Annotated in this window: 14 protein-coding genes; 5 read left to right on the top strand and 9 right to left on the bottom strand. The window is 44.6% G+C overall.

The genetic code is table 11. The features are described 5' to 3' along the window. The 4 genes from ASN18_RS17400 to ASN18_RS01270 all read right to left on the bottom strand — a co-directional run. Window positions 1-247, bottom strand: a 247-nt coding sequence (locus ASN18_RS17400) for a hypothetical protein (protein WP_236861418.1), incomplete at its 3' end; no start/stop codon positions are given. A gap of 167 nt (window positions 248-414) precedes the next feature. Beyond that, on the bottom strand, window positions 415-2793 hold the full coding sequence (locus tag ASN18_RS01280) for an ATPase, T2SS/T4P/T4SS family (RefSeq protein ID WP_085050793.1): 2379 nt from the start codon (window positions 2791-2793) through the stop codon (window positions 415-417). A gap of 297 nt (window positions 2794-3090) precedes the next feature. Beyond that, entirely contained in the window at window positions 3091-3525 is a 435-nt protein-coding gene (locus ASN18_RS01275; protein ID WP_085050792.1) for a PPC domain-containing DNA-binding protein, read from the bottom strand. Then, a complete protein-coding gene (locus tag ASN18_RS01270; RefSeq protein ID WP_085050791.1) occupies window positions 3526-4107 on the bottom strand; it encodes a Uma2 family endonuclease in 582 nt (193 codons plus the stop codon). A 166-nt stretch (window positions 4108-4273) separates the two neighbouring features. Here ASN18_RS01270 and ASN18_RS01265 point away from each other — a divergent pair, with 166 nt between their 5' ends. The 5 genes from ASN18_RS01265 to ASN18_RS01245 all read left to right on the top strand — a co-directional run bounded on the left by ASN18_RS01265 (window position 4274) and on the right by ASN18_RS01245 (window position 12038). Next, window positions 4274-4606 (top strand): hypothetical protein, encoded by a 333-nt coding sequence (locus ASN18_RS01265; protein WP_085050790.1) that lies wholly within the window; start codon window positions 4274-4276, stop codon window positions 4604-4606. Between the two features lie 2 nt (window positions 4607-4608). After that, a complete protein-coding gene (gene rlmB, locus ASN18_RS01260; RefSeq protein ID WP_085050789.1) occupies window positions 4609-5364 on the top strand; it encodes a 23S rRNA (guanosine(2251)-2'-O)-methyltransferase RlmB in 756 nt (251 codons plus the stop codon). 103 nt (window positions 5365-5467) lie between these two features. Beyond that, the gene (locus tag ASN18_RS01255; protein ID WP_085050788.1) at window positions 5468-6115 is read left to right on the top strand and encodes a response regulator; all 648 of its coding nucleotides are present in this window, start codon (window positions 5468-5470) and stop codon (window positions 6113-6115) included. Continuing rightward, complete coding sequence (locus ASN18_RS01250) at window positions 6105-7190, top strand: sensor histidine kinase (RefSeq protein ID WP_085050787.1); 1086 nt, start codon at window positions 6105-6107, stop codon at window positions 7188-7190. The genes ASN18_RS01255 and ASN18_RS01250 overlap by 11 nt, the downstream gene beginning before the upstream one ends. Window positions 7191-7202: 12 nt before the next feature. Continuing rightward, window positions 7203-12038 (top strand): PEP/pyruvate-binding domain-containing protein, encoded by a 4836-nt coding sequence (locus tag ASN18_RS01245; RefSeq protein WP_085050786.1) that lies wholly within the window; start codon window positions 7203-7205, stop codon window positions 12036-12038. A 28-nt stretch (window positions 12039-12066) separates the two neighbouring features. Here ASN18_RS01245 and ASN18_RS01240 read toward each other — a convergent pair whose 3' ends face one another. The 5 genes from ASN18_RS01240 to ASN18_RS01220 are packed head-to-tail and all read right to left on the bottom strand — an operon-like array spanning window position 12067 to window position 21879. Next, entirely contained in the window at window positions 12067-14958 is a 2892-nt protein-coding gene (locus tag ASN18_RS01240; protein WP_236861417.1) for an ATP-binding protein, read from the bottom strand. Next, entirely contained in the window at window positions 14951-17113 is a 2163-nt protein-coding gene (locus ASN18_RS01235; RefSeq protein ID WP_085050784.1) for a DctP family TRAP transporter solute-binding subunit, read from the bottom strand. The genes ASN18_RS01240 and ASN18_RS01235 overlap by 8 nt, the downstream gene beginning before the upstream one ends. After that, window positions 17080-18120: an HD domain-containing phosphohydrolase gene (locus ASN18_RS01230; RefSeq protein WP_085050783.1), complete on the bottom strand. Its 1041-nt coding sequence runs from the start codon at window positions 18118-18120 to the stop codon at window positions 17080-17082. Before ASN18_RS01230 ends, ASN18_RS01235 begins: the two co-directional genes overlap by 34 nt. A 13-nt stretch (window positions 18121-18133) precedes the next feature. After that, the gene (locus ASN18_RS01225; RefSeq protein ID WP_085050782.1) at window positions 18134-19294 is read right to left on the bottom strand and encodes a sensor histidine kinase; all 1161 of its coding nucleotides are present in this window, start codon (window positions 19292-19294) and stop codon (window positions 18134-18136) included. Further along, complete coding sequence (locus ASN18_RS01220; protein WP_085050781.1) at window positions 19291-21879, bottom strand: MASE3 domain-containing protein; 2589 nt, start codon at window positions 21877-21879, stop codon at window positions 19291-19293. The genes ASN18_RS01225 and ASN18_RS01220 overlap by 4 nt, the downstream gene beginning before the upstream one ends. Window positions 21880-21956: the final 77 nt, after the last annotated feature.

Below are 21956 nucleotides of genomic sequence, written 5' to 3'. Positions count from 1 at the left end.
CAACAGCATATTTTTCAACTGCAGCGGCTGATTTTCTACAATAAACACTCAATGATTCACTCTCTCTTATTTTCTTGCCGCCTAAGTAAAGCGCTGCGAATAACGATATATAGCCAATACAAATACAGACTATAGTTCTGGTATAAATGATAGAGTCAATGGCAGATGACTTGAGAGATAATATATATATTACTCCTAATGCTGTTATCAACCATGTTATATAAGTTCTAATACCGTTAATTTTCAATTAGTTTCCCTGATACTGTTGATATTTTACAATAGCTAACCAATATCCTGACCTTAACACCTTTTCATGAGTTTTCATTGATCAGTTAATGGTTATACTTCAATGCCAACGCTAACACCAATACGGTAGCTTTTTTCAGCTTATATCACTCTGTGAGCTAACTGTCCCTACGTGTCAAACACCTCATTACAGTACGGACAAGACCTCCATGTGCTGTTTCTTTGCTTGAAGCATTTAGGACACTTGTGTTTCAATGGTATGGTGCAAAACGGGCAAAAGGTATATTCGGCATTCAACGGCGCCATACAGCTATGACACAATATTGTCTCCGTATTTGCTATGTTAGACGTTACCCTCAGAACCTCATCCAGCGATGTCGTCCCCATCATCACCTTCTTAATTCCATCCTCTATAATTGATGTCATCCCTGCCTCTGTCGCAGCACGGTATATATCTGTTTCACCTGCATCCTCATATATCAGCTTTCGTACTTTGGCTGAGGCAGGCAGGATTTCATAAATCCCCACGCGGCCCCTGTACCCTCGCCCTCCACACTCATCACACCCTTTCGGCTGATAGAACTTGACATCGCTGCTTATAAACTCCCCTGTCAGCCCCAGCACAATCAGCTCTTCCATTGTCGGCTTATATGCCTGTTTACATCTTGAACAGAGTTTTCTGACAAGGCGCTGAGCAACTACCCCATTCAGTGATGATGCTATGAAGTGGGTTTTAATTCCCATACCCCTGAGCCTCGTTACTGCCGAAACTGCCGTGGTCGTGTGCAGTGTGCTTATTACAAGATGGCCTGTTATGGACGCCTGTATAGCTATTTCAGCGGTCTCCGGGTCGCGCATCTCTCCTAACATTATTATGTCAGGGTCCTGCCTTAGTACCGAACGCAGTGCAGCCGCAAATGTCAGACCGGCCTTCTCATTTATATTCACCTGATTAGCGCCCTTCATATTATACTCTACCGGATTCTCAAGCGTGATTATGTTATTTTTGTCTGTCATCAGGTGATACAATGATGAATAGAGCGTCGTGCTCTTTCCACTTCCGGTCGGCCCTGTAACAACCACAAGCCCCTGCGGTTTTTCTATCATTTCCAGCAGCATCTGGTAATCTTTATCGCTCAATCCTATGTCCATTAATGATAAATTTGCCGCCGATTGATCAAGTACCCTGATAACTATCTTTTCGCCAAACTGCGTAGGCAGTGTAGAGACTCTGAGGTCTACCCCCTTACCATCTACCTTTATCTTTATGCCGCCGTCTTGCGGAATGCGCCTTTCAGATATGTCCATCTTGGCCATAACCTTTATCCTTGAAGTTACTGAGGGCGCAAGTGACTTTGCAATCTGTGTAAAACCTGCCATTATTCCGTCTACGCGTAATCTTACGCGAAACCCTGTTTCACTGGGCTCCATGTGGATGTCGCTTGCCTTGCTTTTAATAGCACCGAAAATCATTTTATTTACAAATGAAACAACCGGAGTGGACTCACTATCTTTTATTAGTTTGTTTGCCTCCGGACTAGAAACATCAATACGTTCGGTGCTGACCTCAACGCTGCCCTCAATATCGCTGACATCTTCCAGCAGGATATCCTTCATATCGCTAAAGTCAACCGCTGCTGATTTGTTACTATCTTCAGCAGCGTAATATTTATTGATGGCTTTTTCTACGTCGGTTGGAGTGGATATTACAATGTCTATATCCCTGTTAACCATGTACTTAACTTCTCTTATGGAATCAATATCCATAGGGTTGGCCATTGCAATTTGCATCAACCGGTTTGTAGCGCTTACCGGCATGAGCGTATGCTTTAATGTAAATTCCTTGTTTAATAAACTAATAGCAATAGGTTTTATAGCTGCAGTGTTAAGATCAATGTATGGCAGATTAAGCTGTGATGACAACGCGCGCGCAATCTCAGTCTCTGTTGAAAATCCCATATGCACTATTACGTCACCTAACTTTTTCTTGCTTGTCTTTTGATTTTGAAGGCAGACGTCAAGCTGCTCTTTTGTAAGTGTTTTTGCGTCAATTAATATCTCTCCCAGCCTTTTAGGTTTTTTCTTGTAATAATAATTCTGCGTGGCCCTCCGGATTTCAGCTAATGTTGAAACTACAGGACGTACCTTTTTTCCCGTAACAAACTCAAGGTCGCTGATTGCCCCAAGGTCAAGCGGGTCAGACATAGCTATTACGATTTGTGTCCCCGCAAACTTAATTGGCATCACAAGGTGTTTTTCCACTAGCTTTAGGGGTACTGATTTAACAACATCCTCAGGGATGGTCAGACTTTGAATATCTGTATACTCAAGCCCCATATTGTCAGCAAGGGCATTTACAATCTCCATTTCCGAGGCATACCCATTGTCCATGAGTATTTTGCCAAGCTTATGCCCTGTTTTCTTTTGTTCTGCCAGGGCTGCATCCAGTTCAGCCTCAGTAATAGAGCCTGATTTCACCAGCGCCTCGCCTAACTTTGCAAGGACTGCCGCCTGACGCTCAAATTTTGCCTTTGTTATAGTTTCCACAACCTGCCTCTCACCACTTATGACTTAAGCCCATATATCTAAACAGCAATAATCAATCATGTAACATTACTAATGAGGCAGTAATGGCCTCACCAGTAAATTAGCACAATTCAACAAATAAAATCAAAAAATGAACTGGTAAAACAACAAATTCTCAGTAATAGGCATATGTATGATAGGATATTTGACATGAAAAACAGTTGAGTTTAACTTATATTTTCTATTCCTGCTAAAACAGTAATCAAACATGTCAGATAATGCCTTAAGAATTGACTTACAGACTGAAGGGTGCAGCGCCTATATGTTCAGAAGGTATATCCCTGTAACAGGGTCAAGGCAGCGTGTGGCATCAATACCGTTAAGTTCGGTAACTATTGCCTCAAGAACGATGAAAGTTTCTGAAAGCTCCCTCAGACAGCCTACCTTCACCGTATCACGCTTTCCAAACGCACCGTGAAAGTGTACCGACGGCTGCCCGTCCTTATAAAATATCGTGCCCATGCCGGTGACTTCGTGGCTCTCGCTTATTTCCCTGTATACAGGGTTAGGCGGCATCGCCTCTGTCTCAGGACCTACTACAATTTTCCCGCCCTTTATGCCTCCAACAACATGAAACACCGCGGCCTTCACACCTTCCTGTCTTACAAGGTCAGACAGGCACTTCAACAGGTCATCCCCGTCATTAAGCCTACAAACAAATACCCTTCCCACACTTGCTGTTTGATATCTCATCTATCCCTCCGCTATAAAGCTCTCAGTAAATACCTCTGTTAAATCCACTGTAAGACCAGCCAATACACTTGATACCACTTTTTCCTTACCATCAGCCATCAGACAGCCGTCAGAGAAAAGAGCATAGCACCTCTCTGCACTGAGCAGCAACACTTCAATTGACTTCATGAATGGATTGACAATCCAGAACTCTGCCACACCGAACCGCTCATACAATGACGTTTTCACATGAACATCCCTGTAGTGAGACGAAGGTGATATTATCTCGACAACAAGATCGGGCGGGCCGAATACACCACGTTCTTTTATTATGCCCCTCCTATTCTTTGCAACGAAGAGTAAATCCGGCTGTACGACATTGTAATCGCTCAGTATAACGTCCGTTGGGGCTGTGACAATGAAGCCCACCCCTGTTTTTTCTATGTAATGACCTAAGATAAGAAGAAGTCCTGCCGTTACATGCTGGTGGCTGAAGCCAGGTGTCGGTGTCATAGACAGGTCTCCTTCGATTATCTCACTTCGGGTCTCATCCCCAAGGGTGAGGTACTTTTCATAAGTCCACGTCACTGCAACTGTACTCATCCGTCCTCCCTTAAGTCCTAATAAGTTGCTTATATAATAACATTATTCCAACGATTTTCATAACTGGCTCTGCGATTGCCTGAACCCTTTATTATTAACTTGACCAGCCTGCGGTGAATTAATTATTATTCAATATGCTTGTGCAATTGAACAGGAGGTAAATCATATGGAAATAGATATTAGCATTGACGGCAAGTCCCTCTCTATTGATGTAGAGAATCCATTTAAGGCAGATTTGCCCCAGATGACGAAGGAAATTACCGATTTCGGTACTAACATGGGCATAGAACTATCAAATCTTGACATCAAAGGTCTGCTTGGCAGGATGATAAAGGGCGTTTCAGGCTGTGAACACGGCTGTCCGGCTGATGCCAAGAGCCTTGTATATCATGGATACGGTAAGTTTAAGTTGAACTATGTCGATGGGGGGATACTGTCGGCCTCTTGTGAGCTTCAGGACAAGAAGTCTTTAGAGCTGAAGGTATTTCCAGAGTTCTAAGCTTGCCTGATTCTAAAAAACACGGGGATGACGGCAACTGGATATATGGCATTAATCCGGTTATGGAGGCATTGCTCTCAGAGAAAACCTGCGTCAGTCTGGTGTGCATTGGGAAGACTTGTAAAATCATGGAGAAACTCACCGCCGAAGCAGCTTTAAAATCTGTACCAGTAAAGATTGTAGATAAAAACTATTTTGGCAGGTTCGGAAATGTTACACATCAAGGTGTATGTGCGTTAATAGAGAGGAGAAATCTTCTGACATTCGGCGAGCTGATAGACAGTGCCCCTTCCAAGCCGGTGTTTGTAATACTGGATGAGATAGAGGACCCCGGGAATTTTGGCGCCATACTAAGGACAGCAGAGTGTGCCGGTGTGAATGGCGTAATATTTCAGTCACGGCGTAACGCCGGGATAACCGGCGTAGTTGAGAAGACCTCGTGTGGGGCCGCGGGGTATGTGCCGCTGTGTGTTGTGTCAAACATTAAAAATGCAATCAGGTCTCTAAAAGAACAGGGCATCCTGATTTGCGGTGCGGACTCAGATACGGGCGTGCCACTTTGGGAGGCCGGTATTACCGGCTCTGCGGCATTTGTGCTTGGGTCAGAGGGGCGGGGGCTGAGAAGGACAGTCAGGGAGCTTTGCGATACTGCTGTCAAAATCCCGCTATATGGGAAGATAAAATCATTAAATGTCTCTGTTGCCGCCGGTATTTTATTGTTCGAGCATAAAAGACAAGCATATCATGTTACGGCTTAAAAAAAACATGTACAATTTTTTTCACAATGTTGTATAATAAGCATAGATTGGGGTATTATAGTTTACTAACGGGGGCAGTATTTTTAAAGGATGGTGAAAAAATATGATTGAAAATAATGAAATGCCAAATGAAATGCCAGACAAGGCAACACACAATGTACTCATAGTGGAAGACGATACCACACTGCGCAAGCAGGTATGCTTTGCTGTCGAAAGGTATTATACCGTCTTTGAGGCGCAGAATCGCAGAGAGGCAGTTCGTGTACTCAAAAATACGGACATATCTGTGGCAATACTTGATCTGGGACTGCCACCGGCGTCAAACACACCCGATGAGGGTCTAAAAATTATCGACTATATCATGGAGAATACAGAAACCAAGATACTTGTACTCACCGGGCAAGACAGCGAGGATGTTACGGCAGCTACGATTAGGCGCGGCGTCTTTGACTATATAGCCAAGCCAGTCAACATGGAAAAGGTTATTTATGCCATTGAAAGGGCAATCCTTTTCAGGAACTCTGAACAGAAAATCAGCGAAGACGGCGTAAAACAAATACATGTCAGCGCAAAACTTGGCGACGGCTTGCAGTCAATCAGAGAGGAGGCAGAGAGGAAGTTAATCCGCAAGGTACTCCTTGAGAACAATTACAATATATACAAGTCTGCCAAGATAATTGGCATAAGACGCGAGAATCTCTACTATTTCATTAAAAAATTCGGCTGGAAAATAATGAGGAATGTCGTTTAAAGAAAACCCGGCTGCATTCATGGCCTCTGCAACGCTTGTTGTGGGTGCAGTCGCTGCAGTTTCTATATGTTATATCAAGGCGCTGACAGCTAACAGGTTTGCAAGCGTAATGCGTGAGCTGTCTGTGTTTAACGAACAGGTGCATTACGATACGGCTGCGTTTCTGTCAGGAATCCCCGTCTATCTAAAAAAAATAAGGGTGGTGGACTTTGCCTACACCATATCTCACGGGGGTACAAATATTAAGAAAGAGCTGTCATGTGCAAATCCCTTTATCACTAAGTCCTGTGATGATGGGGACTTAATGGTATCCTTTTCGATGGTGCCGTCTTTTCGCAGCGGCGGATTAAAGGCATTCTATGAGTTAATGCTTGAGCATATATTCTTAATTATCAGACAAGATGTGTTAATGAAAATCAGAACGGTCAATGATACCTTAACGAATGTACTAAAGGTTCAGGTATTTGTCCAGCATGACATAAAGAATATCGCCCAGTTTATCCAGACATCTTATTACAATCTTCAAAACCTGAAGGACGAAGCCGATGAGCTGCGCTATGTGAGATATTTAAAGGAGTCCTACTCACCACTGATGTTAAAGGCGAATAAGATAATAAACACGCTGAATCTGAAACCTTCAGATAAACCACCCGCAATGATGAATATAAAAATAGAAGCAGTGCTTGAACAACTAATCAGCCTCTATCATTTAAAATGTGACGTCAAGGGGACGGGGTCGGTTTATGCAAACGAGGGGACGATTTTTTTGATCTTCGACAATTTAGTAAAGAACCTGTACGATAAATACCTTGAAGAGGAGTTGGAATTATCAATAGAAATAATTGACGGTGACGGCATGATAAGGGTCTGCGCCTTTGACTCGGGAAGTCATATCAAGGATGTCGATAAGATATTCGAGCCGTTTTATTCTACAAAAAACGGGGGCAGCGGCATAGGACTTTTTCAGATCAGGGCACATGTCATCAAACTCGGAGGCACTGTGACCGCCCGCAATGTTGAAAATGGCGTCATATTTGAAATAACCATACCAAAATCCAATGTCCACGCTGCATAAGTAAATGGTGCGATGAGGCATACACTTACCGGGCGTATTGCATTTCTGGTTGAGTTAAACACTCTGAAAAACGCCATAATTGCAGAAAAAGATTGCAACGAACAGGTAAAAATCCTCTGTACCGGCATTCTCGACACACTTGGTCTGGACAGGGTATTGTACTATTTTCCCCTCGGGGGCAACCGCCTCCACGCCGCTTATGAGTTCATACGGCAAGGTAAAACAATAAAATTTGTCGAGGGCAAGGCAGTCCGTTCGTCATTTAATCCACCCAGGGCCATAACCGAGAGCGAGCGTATGTATGTGGCAAGCCAAAACGGTTACTACATCAAGCTTAAGGACAAAATATCTGACCAGGAAAACATCTTTGTCCTCGTCTGCATTAAAGACAACGAAGGTACTCCAGCAGGTTATCTGAAAGTTGAAATAGACACAGACAATGACCGCTTTACGCAGGAGTGCCTGATGGTTCAGCCACAAACCGCTGAAATTGAAAACGTCATTATGAAGAGAAACGAACTCTTCGTAATCTGGCAGCGGGAACTGCTCTCTGAGCTGCGCGAGATAATCGGGGCAATTGTAGAACTGTCGAATTTTATCACACTCAGTGCGGTAAAAGACCCGTATTGTGAACTCAACAGGGACATTTTTGATGCCGGGAAACTACGCTCTTTCGAGCTGCTTGTCAAGGAGTTTAAGTCCGGCAGTCTTACCGGGCGCTTTAACCTCATCCCTGAACTTATCAGGCTTCTGGAGGCCGAATCCATCAGGTTGTACTCAAAAAGCTCAAGTGAGATAGTGAAGACTGTTGGTGTGTGGAGCAAGGAATCCACTATTGTTGCCCCTGTGTATAAGTCCTCGTTTCTGGAGGGCAGGAAGATTATAACCAGCGGGGATTCTATCTATCAGGCAGACCTCAAGGGCTATGACGTTGTGCTTGATATTGCAAGCAACCCAAAATGTGCAGGGATGAAGGAACTGTCAAACCTTACATCGTACATAGTTGTGGCGCTCTACGATACAATGAAAAAGACCATTGGTTTTATGCAGGTAAATTACATATTTAAAGGCGACATGGGGCGCTTTAAGTTTCACCGGAAGCTGAAAAAAGACCTCGCAATACTGCAAAGCATCGCCCTGTATTTGACGGCAATCCCAGAGAGTGAGGAGTTTACACATAATCCTGCACCGGTGCTTGCCGGGCTGAGGAAATTTATTGATTTCCCTGACTTCACTTTCCACAATGGGGGGGCACCTGACAATAATCAGATTTTCAGCTATATCTCGGACACTATCTCTGCCTCACCTGAAAACCTTGACACTGAAACCCTGCCGGAGCTTATAGATAATCTAAAAAAGTTCTCCTACTTCGTCAGAGATAAAAGAGATGTAATAAACTTCTTCAGAGGTCTCTACGGCATGGTTGAAGAGCGTTTCAGGCCGCTTGTAGTCTCTGCTGTTACAATCATGTTTGAACACTTTACTATTGAACAAGGAAAAGAGCTCACAGTGTTTAAAGGCGCCTGCTACGACACACTTGCTGAGTGGATGAAGGCTGAGATAAAGTCAATAATCAGCAACAAGCACAATTTAACCCATTCCACAGACATACTGGAGCAGCTCCTTCAGCTCAACTGTATCTTCATTGCCAAGTATCGCAGCGACAACAACGCAAAGTGCAACGAATTCCTTGAGGCCATGAACATTAATGACTTTGACAACACAGAATTCCTGTTCTACCTGTTTACGCTGAACCCGGCGATGCCCGGTACATATAAAAAAGAGATATTTAAGAGTTTTCACTATCTTATTGGCAGCAGTCTCTTAAGCGCCGAGAAAACTGCCGATTGCCTTAGACTTGCCCTGTCAACGGCCGGGTCTTTCCCTGATGACTACCATCTGTTGGGCCAAATACTCTCAACGGCCATAATAGCCTTTAATAAGGATATGGGAGGACAAGACCTTGGCGGGCATGTTGAGTTTAAGGATAAATTCGTTGAACTATGCCGTCAGGTCTTAGGCGGAACTGACAACTGGCTTGTCGGCTACACCGCTGCCCTGTTGCTGATGACAATTGGCCGACACAATAATCAGAATTCGATAAACCTCATGGAATTCAAGGAATTTCTCGTCAGGGAAATGCCCTGCAATAAGGCTGCCGTACTCTCGGCAGTGTGTGATTTCCTGCAGTCACACAACGACACTATTGAATTAGCAGAGCTTGACGCCTCAGTGCGGCTGCTTCTTCCGATGTTACAGCAGGGCGACTCAGAAATAATTAGTCTGGCAAAAGAGATACTCATGTCCCTGGGAGGCCATATAATCAAATACCGAAGTCCTGCCAGGAGCGGCAATTTTATCAACATACTGATTAATGAGTTGTCAAACACAGAGGCACTCTCAGACATCAACTATAAACTCACCCTGCATGACATCCTCTACACACTTAAGACCGGACGAATCGAGCATCAGTCAATTCATCATAAAGACGGGGCACACCCGGCCAGCCCCCACGATTCCTACGTAGCGGCTGTATCCTCCACCCTGGGTTTTAATCCATTCGATGTCGGAGACAAGGGCTGCCACCTCCTTGAGGTAATAGGACAGTGTTCAATACCGGTCTTCCTGTTATTAAAAACCGTTGCCTACGACGATTTCATTAATCACAATGAGCTGAAAAAACAAATACTCTCAACCATTGATGCAATTGATTTTGACAGAAAAGAGGCTCTGGAGAAACGCATAATTGACGCGGGTGCGCGCATTGAGGAACTCATAATAAACGGTCAATTTCCAGAGCATATGCAGCTTGAGCTTATTGATAAATTTATAAAGTTCAAAGACCACATAAGCACATACGAGCATTTTGCCACTATCGGGGCAAGGTCAACCGCCAAGGGTGAAGACGGCAGGCTGTACTCCTTTGCCGGGCAGTTTCTGACCATACTGGATATAAAGACACCGGAGGAGTTCCTCAGTGCTATAAAGCTCATATGGGCGTCTCTCTGGTCTCCAAAGGCGCTGTCCTACAGGCATGACATCATGGAGTTTGACGCGCAGGCGAAGGAGCGCTTCAGGTATGAGAATCTTGGCATGGGCGTGTTGATTCAGGGCGTTGTGAACGCGGCGGTCTCAGGTGTCATAATGACCTCTGAAAACGGCGGCATCGTAGTATCAGGTTCATATGGGATAGAAGGCGGGACGCGCTCTGAAATAGCGGCAGACAAATACAGTATTGACCTACATGCCGTGATAACCGACTCGATAATTGCCTCTCAGGAAAAGGCCGTGTACTGGGACAAAACACGGCAAAAGTTCCTGCTTAGTGCAATTGATGACAAGGCAAAACGGCAGTCGCAGAAAGTCCCGGCCAATCAGTTGAGGATACTCTTTGAGATAGTAGATAAACTTAAGCGTCTGCCGCTGTTCATAGGCTGCCCGCTGGATATCGAGTATGCCATTACGTTTGACGAAAAGATATTCATCACACAGATAAGGCCAAAAACGGCAGTGTTTAAAGACCCCGGGGCAGAGGCCCGAAGCTGCGACTTTACCGGGCTTGGCTGTGCTGCTGAGATACACCTGCAAACCTACACATTCGGCTCTGCCAGGGCAAAAACAGCAGTGCTTGACATAGCAGCAGACGCATCGCTTGAGAAAATAGTCCCTGGTGAGATACTCGTTGCAAGACATCTGGACTTGCCAAACCTTGAGGTTTATCTTAAGCGCCGCCCCCCGGGGGCTATAATCCTTGAGACCTGTACGCCATTTGCCCATCCGGTACTGGTAGTGTCTGAGATGGAGAAAATGGGCAAACACATACCGATTGTGCAGATACCCGGGGCACTTGAGGTATTTAAAAATGGTATGGACACAGGCATAAGCGTACTAAGAGAAAACCTCGTATCTGTTTATTCAAACGACACAGCACTGCTTAAGTTCATATCAAATCTTGCAAGCCCGACAGTTTATAAAAAGAAATCAGAAAAGGCTTCCGATTCGCAGCAGCATGGCAGCCCTATCATCTCATATCAACAGATGGAGCAGCAGGTTGAGGCAGTTGGCCTTGATGCGCTTGTCAGGGAAACGGGTGAACTTGAGGTATTTAAGCAGCTCTACACGCTGTCACTCTACAGGCGGGTTGAAATAGAGAACCTGATAGAGGGGTTGCAAACCATTGGCGATGAGGATGTCTATGAATGGTACACCTATATACTTCAGCAGTTTTATGGGCGGAGGTTCTCACAGTACGATATTTTTAGGTCAACAAGGATTGCCCCTTTTATCAGCAAGGACACGCTTACATCGATTGAGGAGAAAATCGAAAAGAACACTTCACTTATTAAGCTGCTTGACGATAATTTTCATAGAATTAGGGTTGAGAACCTGTGGCATCCACGGGAGCTGCTGTTTCAGTTAAACAGCCCTGTCTTTATAGTTGACCCAAAGGCAGACAGCCCCGACCCCCGCCATGACCCAGGGGCTGAGGGGTTTAATCCGTGGGAATTTAATTTCTATGCAGGGGCGCAGGATATAATATTTCACGACCAGCTTGGCAGCCTTATCCCACACAAGGACAAGGCCAAGTACATGCGTGGCAGGATAGCGGGATCAGGTGTAGACAGGGTGGACTCTACTATAGACCTCGGCTTTCTTGACAACACGGGGAGTTTCTATGACACATTTGAAAAACGAATCGGTGCGCTTGCGCGCCTTGCAGCAATACTGCTGCGGCTAAACACTCATCCCTCAGTCTGGGTTGAAATCCTCCCCCGCATGACCGAAGATTTCAAGCAGCACGGTATCCCCCAAAGACTCACCCTAACTCAGTTGTCTGATATGAGGTGAACTGATATTAGATGAGTTTCACCAGTGTTTATATCAGGTTTATATCGAGGGACCTCATCAGTTTTAATGTCTCTGCCCTTGCTTTATTAAAATCAAGCTCCTCAATGCCTTTTTCAATCGCAGATAACTGCTCCCAGCTCAAGCCCTCTTTTAACTCCATAAGCAGGGGCTCTATGTCGTCAGGGCTGTAGTGGTTGTAAGCTGCCATGAACTTTGTAAAAATTGCCGTTAACTCATCTTTACTGAATTGGCGGGTCTGCTGCACTGTGTCATTCTTTTGTACTTCAAGGCCACTGATAAAATCTGCCGCATCACTTATCGCCCGTTCAAGGTCTTTTAGTAACACTCTGGGCAATACTCTGGCACTGCCTGTATCTACACCTTTAAGAATGGCGTCAATTTTTGAGGAAATATCATACACCTCCACCATTGAGAGATTCCCTGACAGACCTTTAATCGAATGTGACAAGCCCTTTGCCGCGCCAATGTCGTCATTGTCCAGTGCGGAAGATATACTTCCCGCCGCATCCCTGTATCTCTCCATAAAACCAGCCAGTGCATTGACATATACCGCCCAGTCTCCCCACATATCCAGTGCCTTCTGTGAGTCTATGACATGAGATTGACGCGCTGGTATCTCCGGCATGGAAGTTTCTGCTGTGTCGGCTATTGTACCGGCTATTGTGCTGGTTGTCTGAGCAGTTTGGTCAGGTGTTAATCGTTCCATCAGCTTAAACAGCTCTTTAAAATCGATTGGCTTTGCGGCAACCTCATCAACTTTTTTACTGATATATTGTTTGTGCTCATCTGAAGTAACACTTGCCGTGAGGGCTATTATTGGGATATGTGTGCCGGTTTCCGATTCTATTTCACGAATCTTTTGTGTAGCCTCAAGGCCGTCCATCACGGGCATTTGCATGTCCATAAGGATTATATCAAAACCGCCGCTTTTGTAGCGCTCCACGGCTTCCAGGCCGTTTCGTGCTGTTTCAGCCCTGTGGCCGCGCTGTGTAAGGCGGGTTTTCAGCAGCAATATGTTTTCCTCTATGTCCTCTGCAATCAATACACTGAGTGTTTTTTGAAGTTTACTCTCAGCAACACCAGGCGCTTCACCCGGTACGTATTGCGTGGGCGTCAATTTTACAGTAAAATAAAAAACGCTCCCCTTACCCAGCTCCGACTCTAACCATATGCGCCCGCCCATCAGCTCAACCAACTGTCTGGATATCGTTGTGCCCAGTCCTGTTCCCCCAAAGCGGCGCGTTGTTGAGCTGTCAGCCTGTGTAAATGCCTCAAATATCTTGTCCTTTCTGTCGGCAGGTATGCCTATGCCCGTGTCGGCCATCGAAAACAGCAGTGTGTCGTCTGTCTCGGGCTGGCTTATTGATAAAGTAATCCCGCCATGGTCTGTGAATTTAATGGCATTGCCTGCAATGTTTATGATTATCTGTGTCAGCCGCATCGGGTCACCAAGATAATATTCAGAGGAAATTTCTGGGTCAAATATTACATTAAAATAAAGGTTTTTTTGGCGAACCTGATGCTCAAAAGAACCCCTTATGCCTTCAACTAATTCATAAAGGCTGAACGCCTGGCTTTCTATCTCTACCTTGCCGCTTTCCAGTTTGCTGACGTCCAAGATATCGTTTATTAATCGCAGCAGGGATTTTGCTGAGTTAATGGCAATGCCGATATATTCACGGTTTTTGTCTTTTATAGAATCATCCTCGGCAACCAGCTCAAGGAAGCCGACAATCGAGTTCATCGGGGTTCTGATTTCATGGCTCATGTTTGCTACAAAGGCAGATTTTGCTACAGATGCTGCCTCGGCTGCCTCTTTTGCTGTGGAGAGCTCCTCTGTTCGCTCCTGAACCCGTGCTTCAAGCGTATGATGAGCGGCATGGAGTTCTGTCAGCGTTGACTGAAGCATCTCAGCTTCGGCAGACAGTTGTATGTTTTTTACCCTTAATTTTTCATTTCTGTTGTCGAACTCCTTTGCAAGGGTCTCAAGCTCATCGCCAGTTCCGGTTGGGCTGCATTTGATAGTCTCGTCTTCAGTGGATTTGACAATTTTCTCGCATAACACCAGAATCGGATTGGCTATATTGTTACCGATTCTTCTTGTAATGTAGGCAGCCGCTATAACAAATATAAACCCGATTAGCCCCAGTTTTACAATTGCGCTATAGACAATCTTCAGATACACTGACTTATGCACACCTACTTCCAATGTGATTTTTAATTTATTAAGAATATTATTTTCCTTACCTGCCCTCCCCTTTGACGTTATGTATGAATTGTCTTTTATATAGTTTTCCTCTCCTATCAGTTTATCCCCGGCATACAACCTGTAGTAATAAATTGTCTCTTTTTGAATTGAATGAGAAAATATATTTTTCATCACACCAGACTCTATAACGATCGCCCCCTGCGGTGATTTGTAATAGTCTATAGGCACAATAAAAATTATCGTTCCATATCCAGTTAGAAATATGGCTGCGCTCCCGCTGGCAAGGGCAATCCTTGTCTGGGGCAATTTCGAGTAATCAGGGGTATCCTCCGCAGTTGAATAAATCGTATATCCCGCATAATCTATTTCACTGACTGTACCTCTGATCATTTGAAATGTATCCACTATTTTGGGAAACAGCTCTGTGCGAGTGTCTGGATTTATCAGGGCGTTTATTATGATAGTGTTTTTACTGAAATCTTTTGCCGCACTGAATATCTGATTTATTTCCTGTTCAAGACTATTCAGACATTGTTCGTTATATGCTATAATCTTTTTGTTTGTTTCTTCATATAATATCTCTGACAACAGCAAGGCAACAGTAGTTATTGTTGCGGCCATCAGCAGCACTACAAACGATAAATATTTAATGAGCAGCCTGGACCTGATACTTCCTTCGGGGTTAATCATTTTTTCCCCCATCTATTGGGATTATTGCACCGTTGTTGTCAAATACGGCCATAAAATATCCCTTTTCATCAAGCGCATCATGCCTTTGCTCTGTAAACGGTGGAGAAAATGTCTTTGTCAAACCTTTATAGTGCTGAATCTCTTCCATTGCATCTCTTATCTTTGCCCTGTCAAGTGTGCCTGCCTGGTGGATTGCCTCTGCCAGTAACATTACCAGATCATATGCGTGTGCTGTGCCCTCAGGGGAAAATATCTCCTGCGGCGACTTTATGCCATATTCTGCCATATATTTTTTTACGAATTCCTTACTCCTTGCATTATTTGCAGTTATAAATGAATACGTCTGCACAAACGATAAATCAATTGCCTTAAGCTCCTTTTTTGTTTCGTTATAGAAATTTCCTCCCGTTATACTTCTGTGCGATATAACAGGGATTTTCTTATCAGCATAAAATAATGACTTTATTATCTTTGCAGCCTCTTCGACATTTGCTGTCATTATAATTACTTCAGCCCCGGAACGGGAAATTCTCTCGATTTGGTCGTGATAATCTGCCTCATTTGTGTTAAAAGACTCTATTGCGGTGAATTGTAACCCGCGTTCCTTTGCGAAGTTTACCATTATCTCTTCATTCTTAGCGCCAAAAATCGAGTTCACCCGCAGAAGGGCTATTTTTTTGGTTTTCTTTAATGCCTGATTGACCAGAAATGGCCCAACATATGTGTCATTAGCAGACACCCTGAAGACATAATTGGGCGAGTAATTATTTTGAACTATTTCAGGAAGAGCAGCCCATGGAACCAGATATAGAAGTTTATTGGTATGGATTATTTCCAGACCAGCCAATGCAATATGGCTCTGGAGACCGCCCATAACGGCGACGAGGTTTTTCATTTTAGCAAATAAATTAATATTCTCATTGCTCCGCGCCGTGTTTCCCGCATGGTCCATTGTGACAACAATGAGTTTCTTCCCAAGCAGGCCGCCCTTTTCATTTATCTCCTTTACAGCAATCCTCATCCCCCGTTCTATTGCAACCCCTGCCTGCGACTTCCCAAGCGACATATCTGCGTTCAGGCCAATTATGATTTCGTCTCCCGTCTCGTAGTTATATTTCTTTTTGAGGTGTTCCATAGTAACACCGATTACTTCAGTCCCGATGACAGGGGCATATTTATAGAGGATACCCTTTACAGCAAGTTGAAACTGTTGTATCTCATCGTCTGTAAGATGTGTTATTTTCACACCGGCTGCATCAATTTTTTTCAGAATACCTGACTCCTGTCCGTCAATCAGTTCCCGTTCAAATCGTGTCAGTTCTTTTGCTGCCGTTAGCAGCGTTTGTTGAACCTCTGGCGGCAGCTTCTCCATAGTTTTCTTGCTGAAACAAAACACATACGCAAGGTAGGCGTGGTTGCTTACTGTAATATGTGATTGAACCTCGTAAAATTTCATACCATATATGGCCGCTATGGGGTTTTCATGGCCCTTGACAACCCCGTCCTTAAGGGCCTTATAGGTTTCGTGGAAATCTATGGTAATGGGATTAGCCGCTAATTCCCTGAACTGGTCCATCAGCAGTTGGCTCTTCATGACCCTGACATTCATGCCTTTAAAATCCTTCGGAGAGTGAATCTCCTTGTTCGCGGTAAATTGCTTAAAGCCGTTGCCCCAGAACGCCGCCCCCACAAGCCCGTACTGGTCGAGTTGTCCAAGAAGCAGTTTTCCCGGAACTCCGTCTAACATCTCATAGGCGTCTTCTTTATGAGGAAATAAAAACGGGATATCTGAATACTGCATTGCAGGCACTACTGCGCTCATCTTTGCAGTTGGCGAAAGGAGTATGTCTAAGTCCCCTTCGATAGCCATTTCTATCATTTTATAGTCATTGGCAAGTGATTGATTGGGATAAACTGTTACCGCCACGCTGCCGCCCGTCTTTTGCGAGACTGTCTCAGCAAACTTCCTGGCCGCAGTGTCCATGGAGCTGCCCTCTGGCATATTGTGCCCAAAGGTCAGCTTATAGACCTTTTTCTCGCCGGTGGCCTCCTGCGGCCTGCCCTTACATGAGAAAGATAAAGCGGCTATTAACACCGCAATCAGAAGTGCCGCTGCCGTTTTCAGGAAGCGCCGCCTTGTTCTTTCTCGTCCCATGATGTCTTAATTATCATGATCATGTCCAGGGATTTAAAAAAACACTCAACTATATGTGGGTTAAAATGGGTTCCTGAACCCTTTTTTATCTCCTCGATGGCCTTTTCAACAGGCCAGGGGGCCTTATATGGACGTGTCATCGTCAGGGCGTCAAACACATCGGCAACGGCAACTATTGCGGCGCACTCTGGTATCTCATCCCCTTTTAAACCTTTTGGGTAACCGCCGCCGTTCCACTTCTCATGGTGATAGTGCGCTACTGTGGCCGCCATCTCAAATAGAGGCGTATTGCTCTTAGATAAAATATTGCAGCCGATTGTTGTATGTGTCTCCATTATCTTCCACTCCTCGGGGTCAAGTTTGCCGGGTTTTCTCAATATGGTTCCGGGGATTCCCAGCTTTCCCACGTCGTGCATAACTGAGGCCAGCTCCATGCACTCAAGCTTCTTGGCAGACCACCCGCAGGCCCGTGCTATTTCCCCGCAGTAGGCCGCCATTCTCCATACATGGCTTCCCGTATCTGTGTCATTATAATGACCTGCCTCACCAAGCATAATCACCGCTGATTTCTGGCTGTCACTCAACTGCCTGGTGCGTTTTTTAATGGTCTCCTCCGCAAGCAGCCTGCTGTGGTATATCTCTAAATGGGCTGCAACCCTGTGCAGTACAACAGGCGCAGACACGGGCTTTGTAATGTAATCGACGCCCCCGGCTTCAAACCCCTGTGCCTCGTCCCCCACATCTGCCAAAGCGGTGATAAAGATGACAGGATTAGTGGCTGTCTCAGAGTTGGCCTTCAAGCGCCTGCACGTCTCATATCCATCAATCCCCGGCATCATAATATCAAGCAAAATCAGGTCGGGTTTATTCTGCACCGCTATTTCTAAAGCGGCCATACCGTCTGCGGCAAAGAATAGCCTGTATTTTCCTTTCAATATCTGCCTCAGCATTTGTCTGTTGCCTGCCTCGTCGTCAACTATAAGAATGCTGAATTTAATCTCTGACATACTATATATCTCCTTATGGCGTTGAAAGTGGCAGTTCTATGGTGAACTGCGCCCCGCCTTCTATGTTAGAGGCGGCAATCTTCCCGTTCATCTTTCCCTCTATAATAGCCTTGGACATGTACAGACCTATGCCCATGCCTCCCTCTCCTTTGGTACTGACATATGCGTCAAAGAGTTTATCTATCACCTTGTTGTCTATCCCACCGCCGTTGTCGCTTATTGATATGACAACCTTTTCTGCTGCCGCTTCAATATCTACAGCAATGACCCCATAGTCTATGTCAACGCCCTTTCTTCTGGCAGATATTATAGCGTCACGGCTGTTGTTTATCAGATTCAGGATAACCTGCTTGAGTTCATTGCGATAGCCTGTGGTATATATACGGCGCGTCTGCGGGGTATTTATCTGCACCTCAATGGCGACGCTTTTCAGTAGATTTGAAAAGAGTTTGACTACCTCGTAAAAGGTCTCTGTAACATTGAAAATGTCTATTTGCTTTGATGGTCTCAGGAAGCTCTGGAAATCATCTACGGTGGCAGCCATAAGATTAATTAATCCCATGCCCTGGGCTGTGAATTCCTTAAGATACCCGGCGTCTAGCTCTCCTGCGTTAAAGGCATCCGCAACGTCCTGCATCACAAGCCCCAATGTGTTTAGCGGCTGCTTCCACTGATGGGCTATGGCGCCTATCATCTCGCCCATTGCCGCCATCTTGGACTGTTGAATCAGCATCTGTTCCTCAAGTCTGCGTTTGTTGACTTCCTCTTCCACCCTGTTTTCCAAATGCCGCTGCAAGTTATATAATTTTAAGTGGGTATCTATACGGGCTATTACCTCATCGCTTTGAAACGGTTTACAGACATAGTCAACTGCCCCGCTTTTAAAGGCGTTTATCTTTTCGTCAGTCTCTGTCAGAATACTGATAAATATTACCGGAATGCTGGAGGCTGCGGGGTTGGCCTTCAACTTAGCACACGTTTCATAGCCGTCCATCTCAGGCATCATAATGTCAAGAAGGATTAAGTCCGGCTTTATAGTCTCTGCCGCCTCTAACGCCATAGCGCCGCTGGTTGCGAACGATAGGTTGTACTTATTCTGAAGTATCTGTCTCAGGTGCTGCCTGATAACAGGCTCATCGTCAACAATTAACAGTGTCGATTTTGGTTCTGTCATTTCTTTACCTCCGGCTCAATTGCCAGCGCTGAACATAGCTTTATTGTCTCTTTTTTTGCAGCAGCAAAGTCAAGGTCATCGACATAAATTTTTATTGGCGTCAACTGTTCCCTGTTAAGCGCCCCTTGCAGTTGTGCAAATATTGGCTCAACCTCATCGGGGTTAAACCCATCATATGCGGCTAATAATCTGACAATAATCTCTCTGACTACAGTTATGTCTATCTCGCGAGTGTCCTCCGGCGTTATAACCTCCTCCTTATGTATAGAGTCAACGACTGTCCTCAGCAAGACTTTAAATTTAACTAACTGCGCCTTAGCGCTGTCAACATCCTGCTCTTTCAGCGATTTTGAAAGTTCTTTGGCCGCTCTGTACAATGCCGTCATACATAAATTACCCGACAAACCGGTTAGAGAATGTACAATACCATAAGCCCCGCCAATATCGTTACTGTCAATCATAGATGAAATCAAGCCTGCCGAGCTGCCATATTTCAGGGCAAAGCCCGTGAGCGCCTTCTTATACACATCAACGTCCTGCCAAACGCTGACGCCTTTGGCGAAGTCTATACCTGCGGTCTCTGGTATATGAGCTGCTTCAGTGACGGTTTCATGTGTCTCGGGTGCGGATTGTTGAATCTCTCCGATGCCCTCTGGCACTTTCATATCGATTATTGCAAGGAGTTTTTCTATATCAATTGGTTTATCAACTACGCCGTCCATCCCTTGTTCCATATATTCCGCCTTCTCCTCAGACATAACGCTGGCAGTCAGGGCGATAATAGTTGTCCTGAGACCAGCAGGGGATTCAATCGCTCGGATTTGGCGCATAGCCTCTAATCCGTCCATCTCAGGCATTTGAATGTCCATAAGGATGATGTCAGGCTTTTCCTTTTTGAAATACTCCACCGCTTCAACGCCGTTTCGTGCTGTAATTATTGTGTGTCCATGCTGTTTGAGGCGGATTGTCAGCAAAATGATGTTTTCTTCTATATCGTCGGCAACCAGCACGCGGAAGTTGCGTCTTGGGCGGGCTGCTACCTGACAGTAGTGACCGGTTGAGAAAAACGTATCCTCTTTGTCTGATTTCCCCATCGTGACGGTAAAATAAAACGTGCTGCCCTTGCCAGGGGCGCTCTCTGCCCATATCCTGCCGCCCATTAGATGGGTAATCTCCTTGCATATAGCAAGACCAAGTCCCGTGCCCCCGTATCTTCTGGTGGTTGAGCTGTCTGCCTGAGTGAATCTCTGAAATATATGTTCGATTTTATCAGGCGGGATTCCTATCCCCGTATCGCTTACAGAAAAGATAAGGCTCACCGAATCATTCGGTCTCTCTACTTCTATAACATTCAGATTAATATCAATCTCACCCTTATTTGTATATTTTAGAGCATTCCCTATCAAATTGATAAGCACCTGCCGGAGACGGGTTGGATCACCTTTTAACACTACAGGTACATTAGGGGATATTGTGTAATTAATCCGAAGTCCTTTCTCCTTTGCACTCATTGCAAACATATCAAAGGCAAATAAAACCACATCTTTTACAGAGAAATCTATGTGTTCAAGCTCAAACCTGCCAGATTCTATTTTCATAATATCAAGGATTTCGTTAATGATACCTAATAAGGCGTTGGCCGAGCCTTTTACTATAGAAAGATACTCCATCTGGTGTTCGTCTGCCGATCTTTCATACGCTAAATCTGTCATCCCTATTATGGTATTCATAGGGGTTCTGATTTCGTGGCTCATATTTGCAAGAAAGTCACTCTTTGCCCTGTTTGCCTTTTCAGCCTCCTCCTTCCTGATGTTCAGGTCCCTGAACAGGATATCAAAAGGCTTATTAATTCCCGTAACGATTACAGCTTTGTAAATGAAATAATAAGATATGATTTTAAACAAGTGCCCCAGAACATTTATGTAATCGTATAAATCAATATAGAGCGTAAAGCAGAGTTCCGTCAATATTGTAAAAGCAATGGAGGCTGATAGCAGCCTCAGAACATCAATGTCAAAAAACCTCCTGTTTCTGATTAACAGACATAAGGCAATAGCCAGGATAAAGGAGATGACATATTCACTGACTCTCTTAAACGTGGTCAGACCAAGCCCTTCCACATAGCAGGCTGGAAAGTTGTTCCACAAAAAAATTGAACCCAATATCAGTAAAGTTACGAATATATAAATTAAAAATATTAAAAATCTATTGATCTTTTCTCTGAATAAAAAAAATGGGGCAACAGTCAGAGAAATGCTCTCAACATATCGTGTCGCTATCCATATTTCAGTAGCCGTCCCTACATTGTGTGTTTGTATGATATTCATACCCTTATATGTAAGCGTATGAAGTGTGTCAAGCGTACCAAGAAAAAGATACGTTATCCCGAGAAAGTACAGATAATTGTTTTTCATATACCGGCGTGTGTTGTATGCAAGGGTAAAGATACAAAACGCTATGACTACACAAAAAAACTCTGCAACTGTATGAAACACCAAAAAGCTGTACAGGCTGCCAATGTACAGAATGGTGATAATTACACCCCACATCAAAGATACGTTAACTACTTTTAAGTAATTAGACATTTTTACTCTCTTGAGGACATAGTGGCGAAAAACTGCCCATGAACTTATATTTAACGGCAGCAAAAACTATAATCGAT

The sequence above is a fragment of the Candidatus Magnetominusculus xianensis genome (genome assembly GCA_001541255.1).
Taxonomy (GTDB): Bacteria; Nitrospirota; Thermodesulfovibrionia; order Thermodesulfovibrionales; family Magnetobacteriaceae; genus Magnetominusculus; species Magnetominusculus xianensis.
This window is presented reverse-complemented; position numbering and strand designations above follow the sequence as displayed.

What these genes read in the sequence shown, in the direction of transcription:
- ASN18_RS01275 (WP_085050792.1), bottom strand. Translation starts at nt 3,525, where the DNA reads ATGAGATATCAAACAGCAAGTGTGGGAAGGGTATTTGTTTGTAGGCTT.
- ASN18_RS01270 (WP_085050791.1), bottom strand. Translation starts at nt 4,107, where the DNA reads ATGAGTACAGTTGCAGTGACGTGGACTTATGAAAAGTACCTCACCCTT.
- ASN18_RS01265 (WP_085050790.1), top strand. Translation starts at nt 4,274, where the DNA reads ATGGAAATAGATATTAGCATTGACGGCAAGTCCCTCTCTATTGATGTA.
- ASN18_RS01255 (WP_085050788.1), top strand. Translation starts at nt 5,468, where the DNA reads ATGATTGAAAATAATGAAATGCCAAATGAAATGCCAGACAAGGCAACA.
- ASN18_RS01250 (WP_085050787.1), top strand. Translation starts at nt 6,105, where the DNA reads ATGTCGTTTAAAGAAAACCCGGCTGCATTCATGGCCTCTGCAACGCTT.
- ASN18_RS01245 (WP_085050786.1), top strand. Translation starts at nt 7,203, where the DNA reads ATGAGGCATACACTTACCGGGCGTATTGCATTTCTGGTTGAGTTAAAC.
- ASN18_RS01240 (WP_236861417.1), bottom strand. Translation starts at nt 14,958, where the DNA reads ATGATTAACCCCGAAGGAAGTATCAGGTCCAGGCTGCTCATTAAATAT.
- ASN18_RS01235 (WP_085050784.1), bottom strand. Translation starts at nt 17,113, where the DNA reads ATGGGACGAGAAAGAACAAGGCGGCGCTTCCTGAAAACGGCAGCGGCA.
- ASN18_RS01230 (WP_085050783.1), bottom strand. Translation starts at nt 18,120, where the DNA reads ATGTCAGAGATTAAATTCAGCATTCTTATAGTTGACGACGAGGCAGGC.
- ASN18_RS01225 (WP_085050782.1), bottom strand. Translation starts at nt 19,294, where the DNA reads ATGACAGAACCAAAATCGACACTGTTAATTGTTGACGATGAGCCTGTT.
- ASN18_RS01220 (WP_085050781.1), bottom strand. Translation starts at nt 21,879, where the DNA reads ATGTCTAATTACTTAAAAGTAGTTAACGTATCTTTGATGTGGGGTGTA.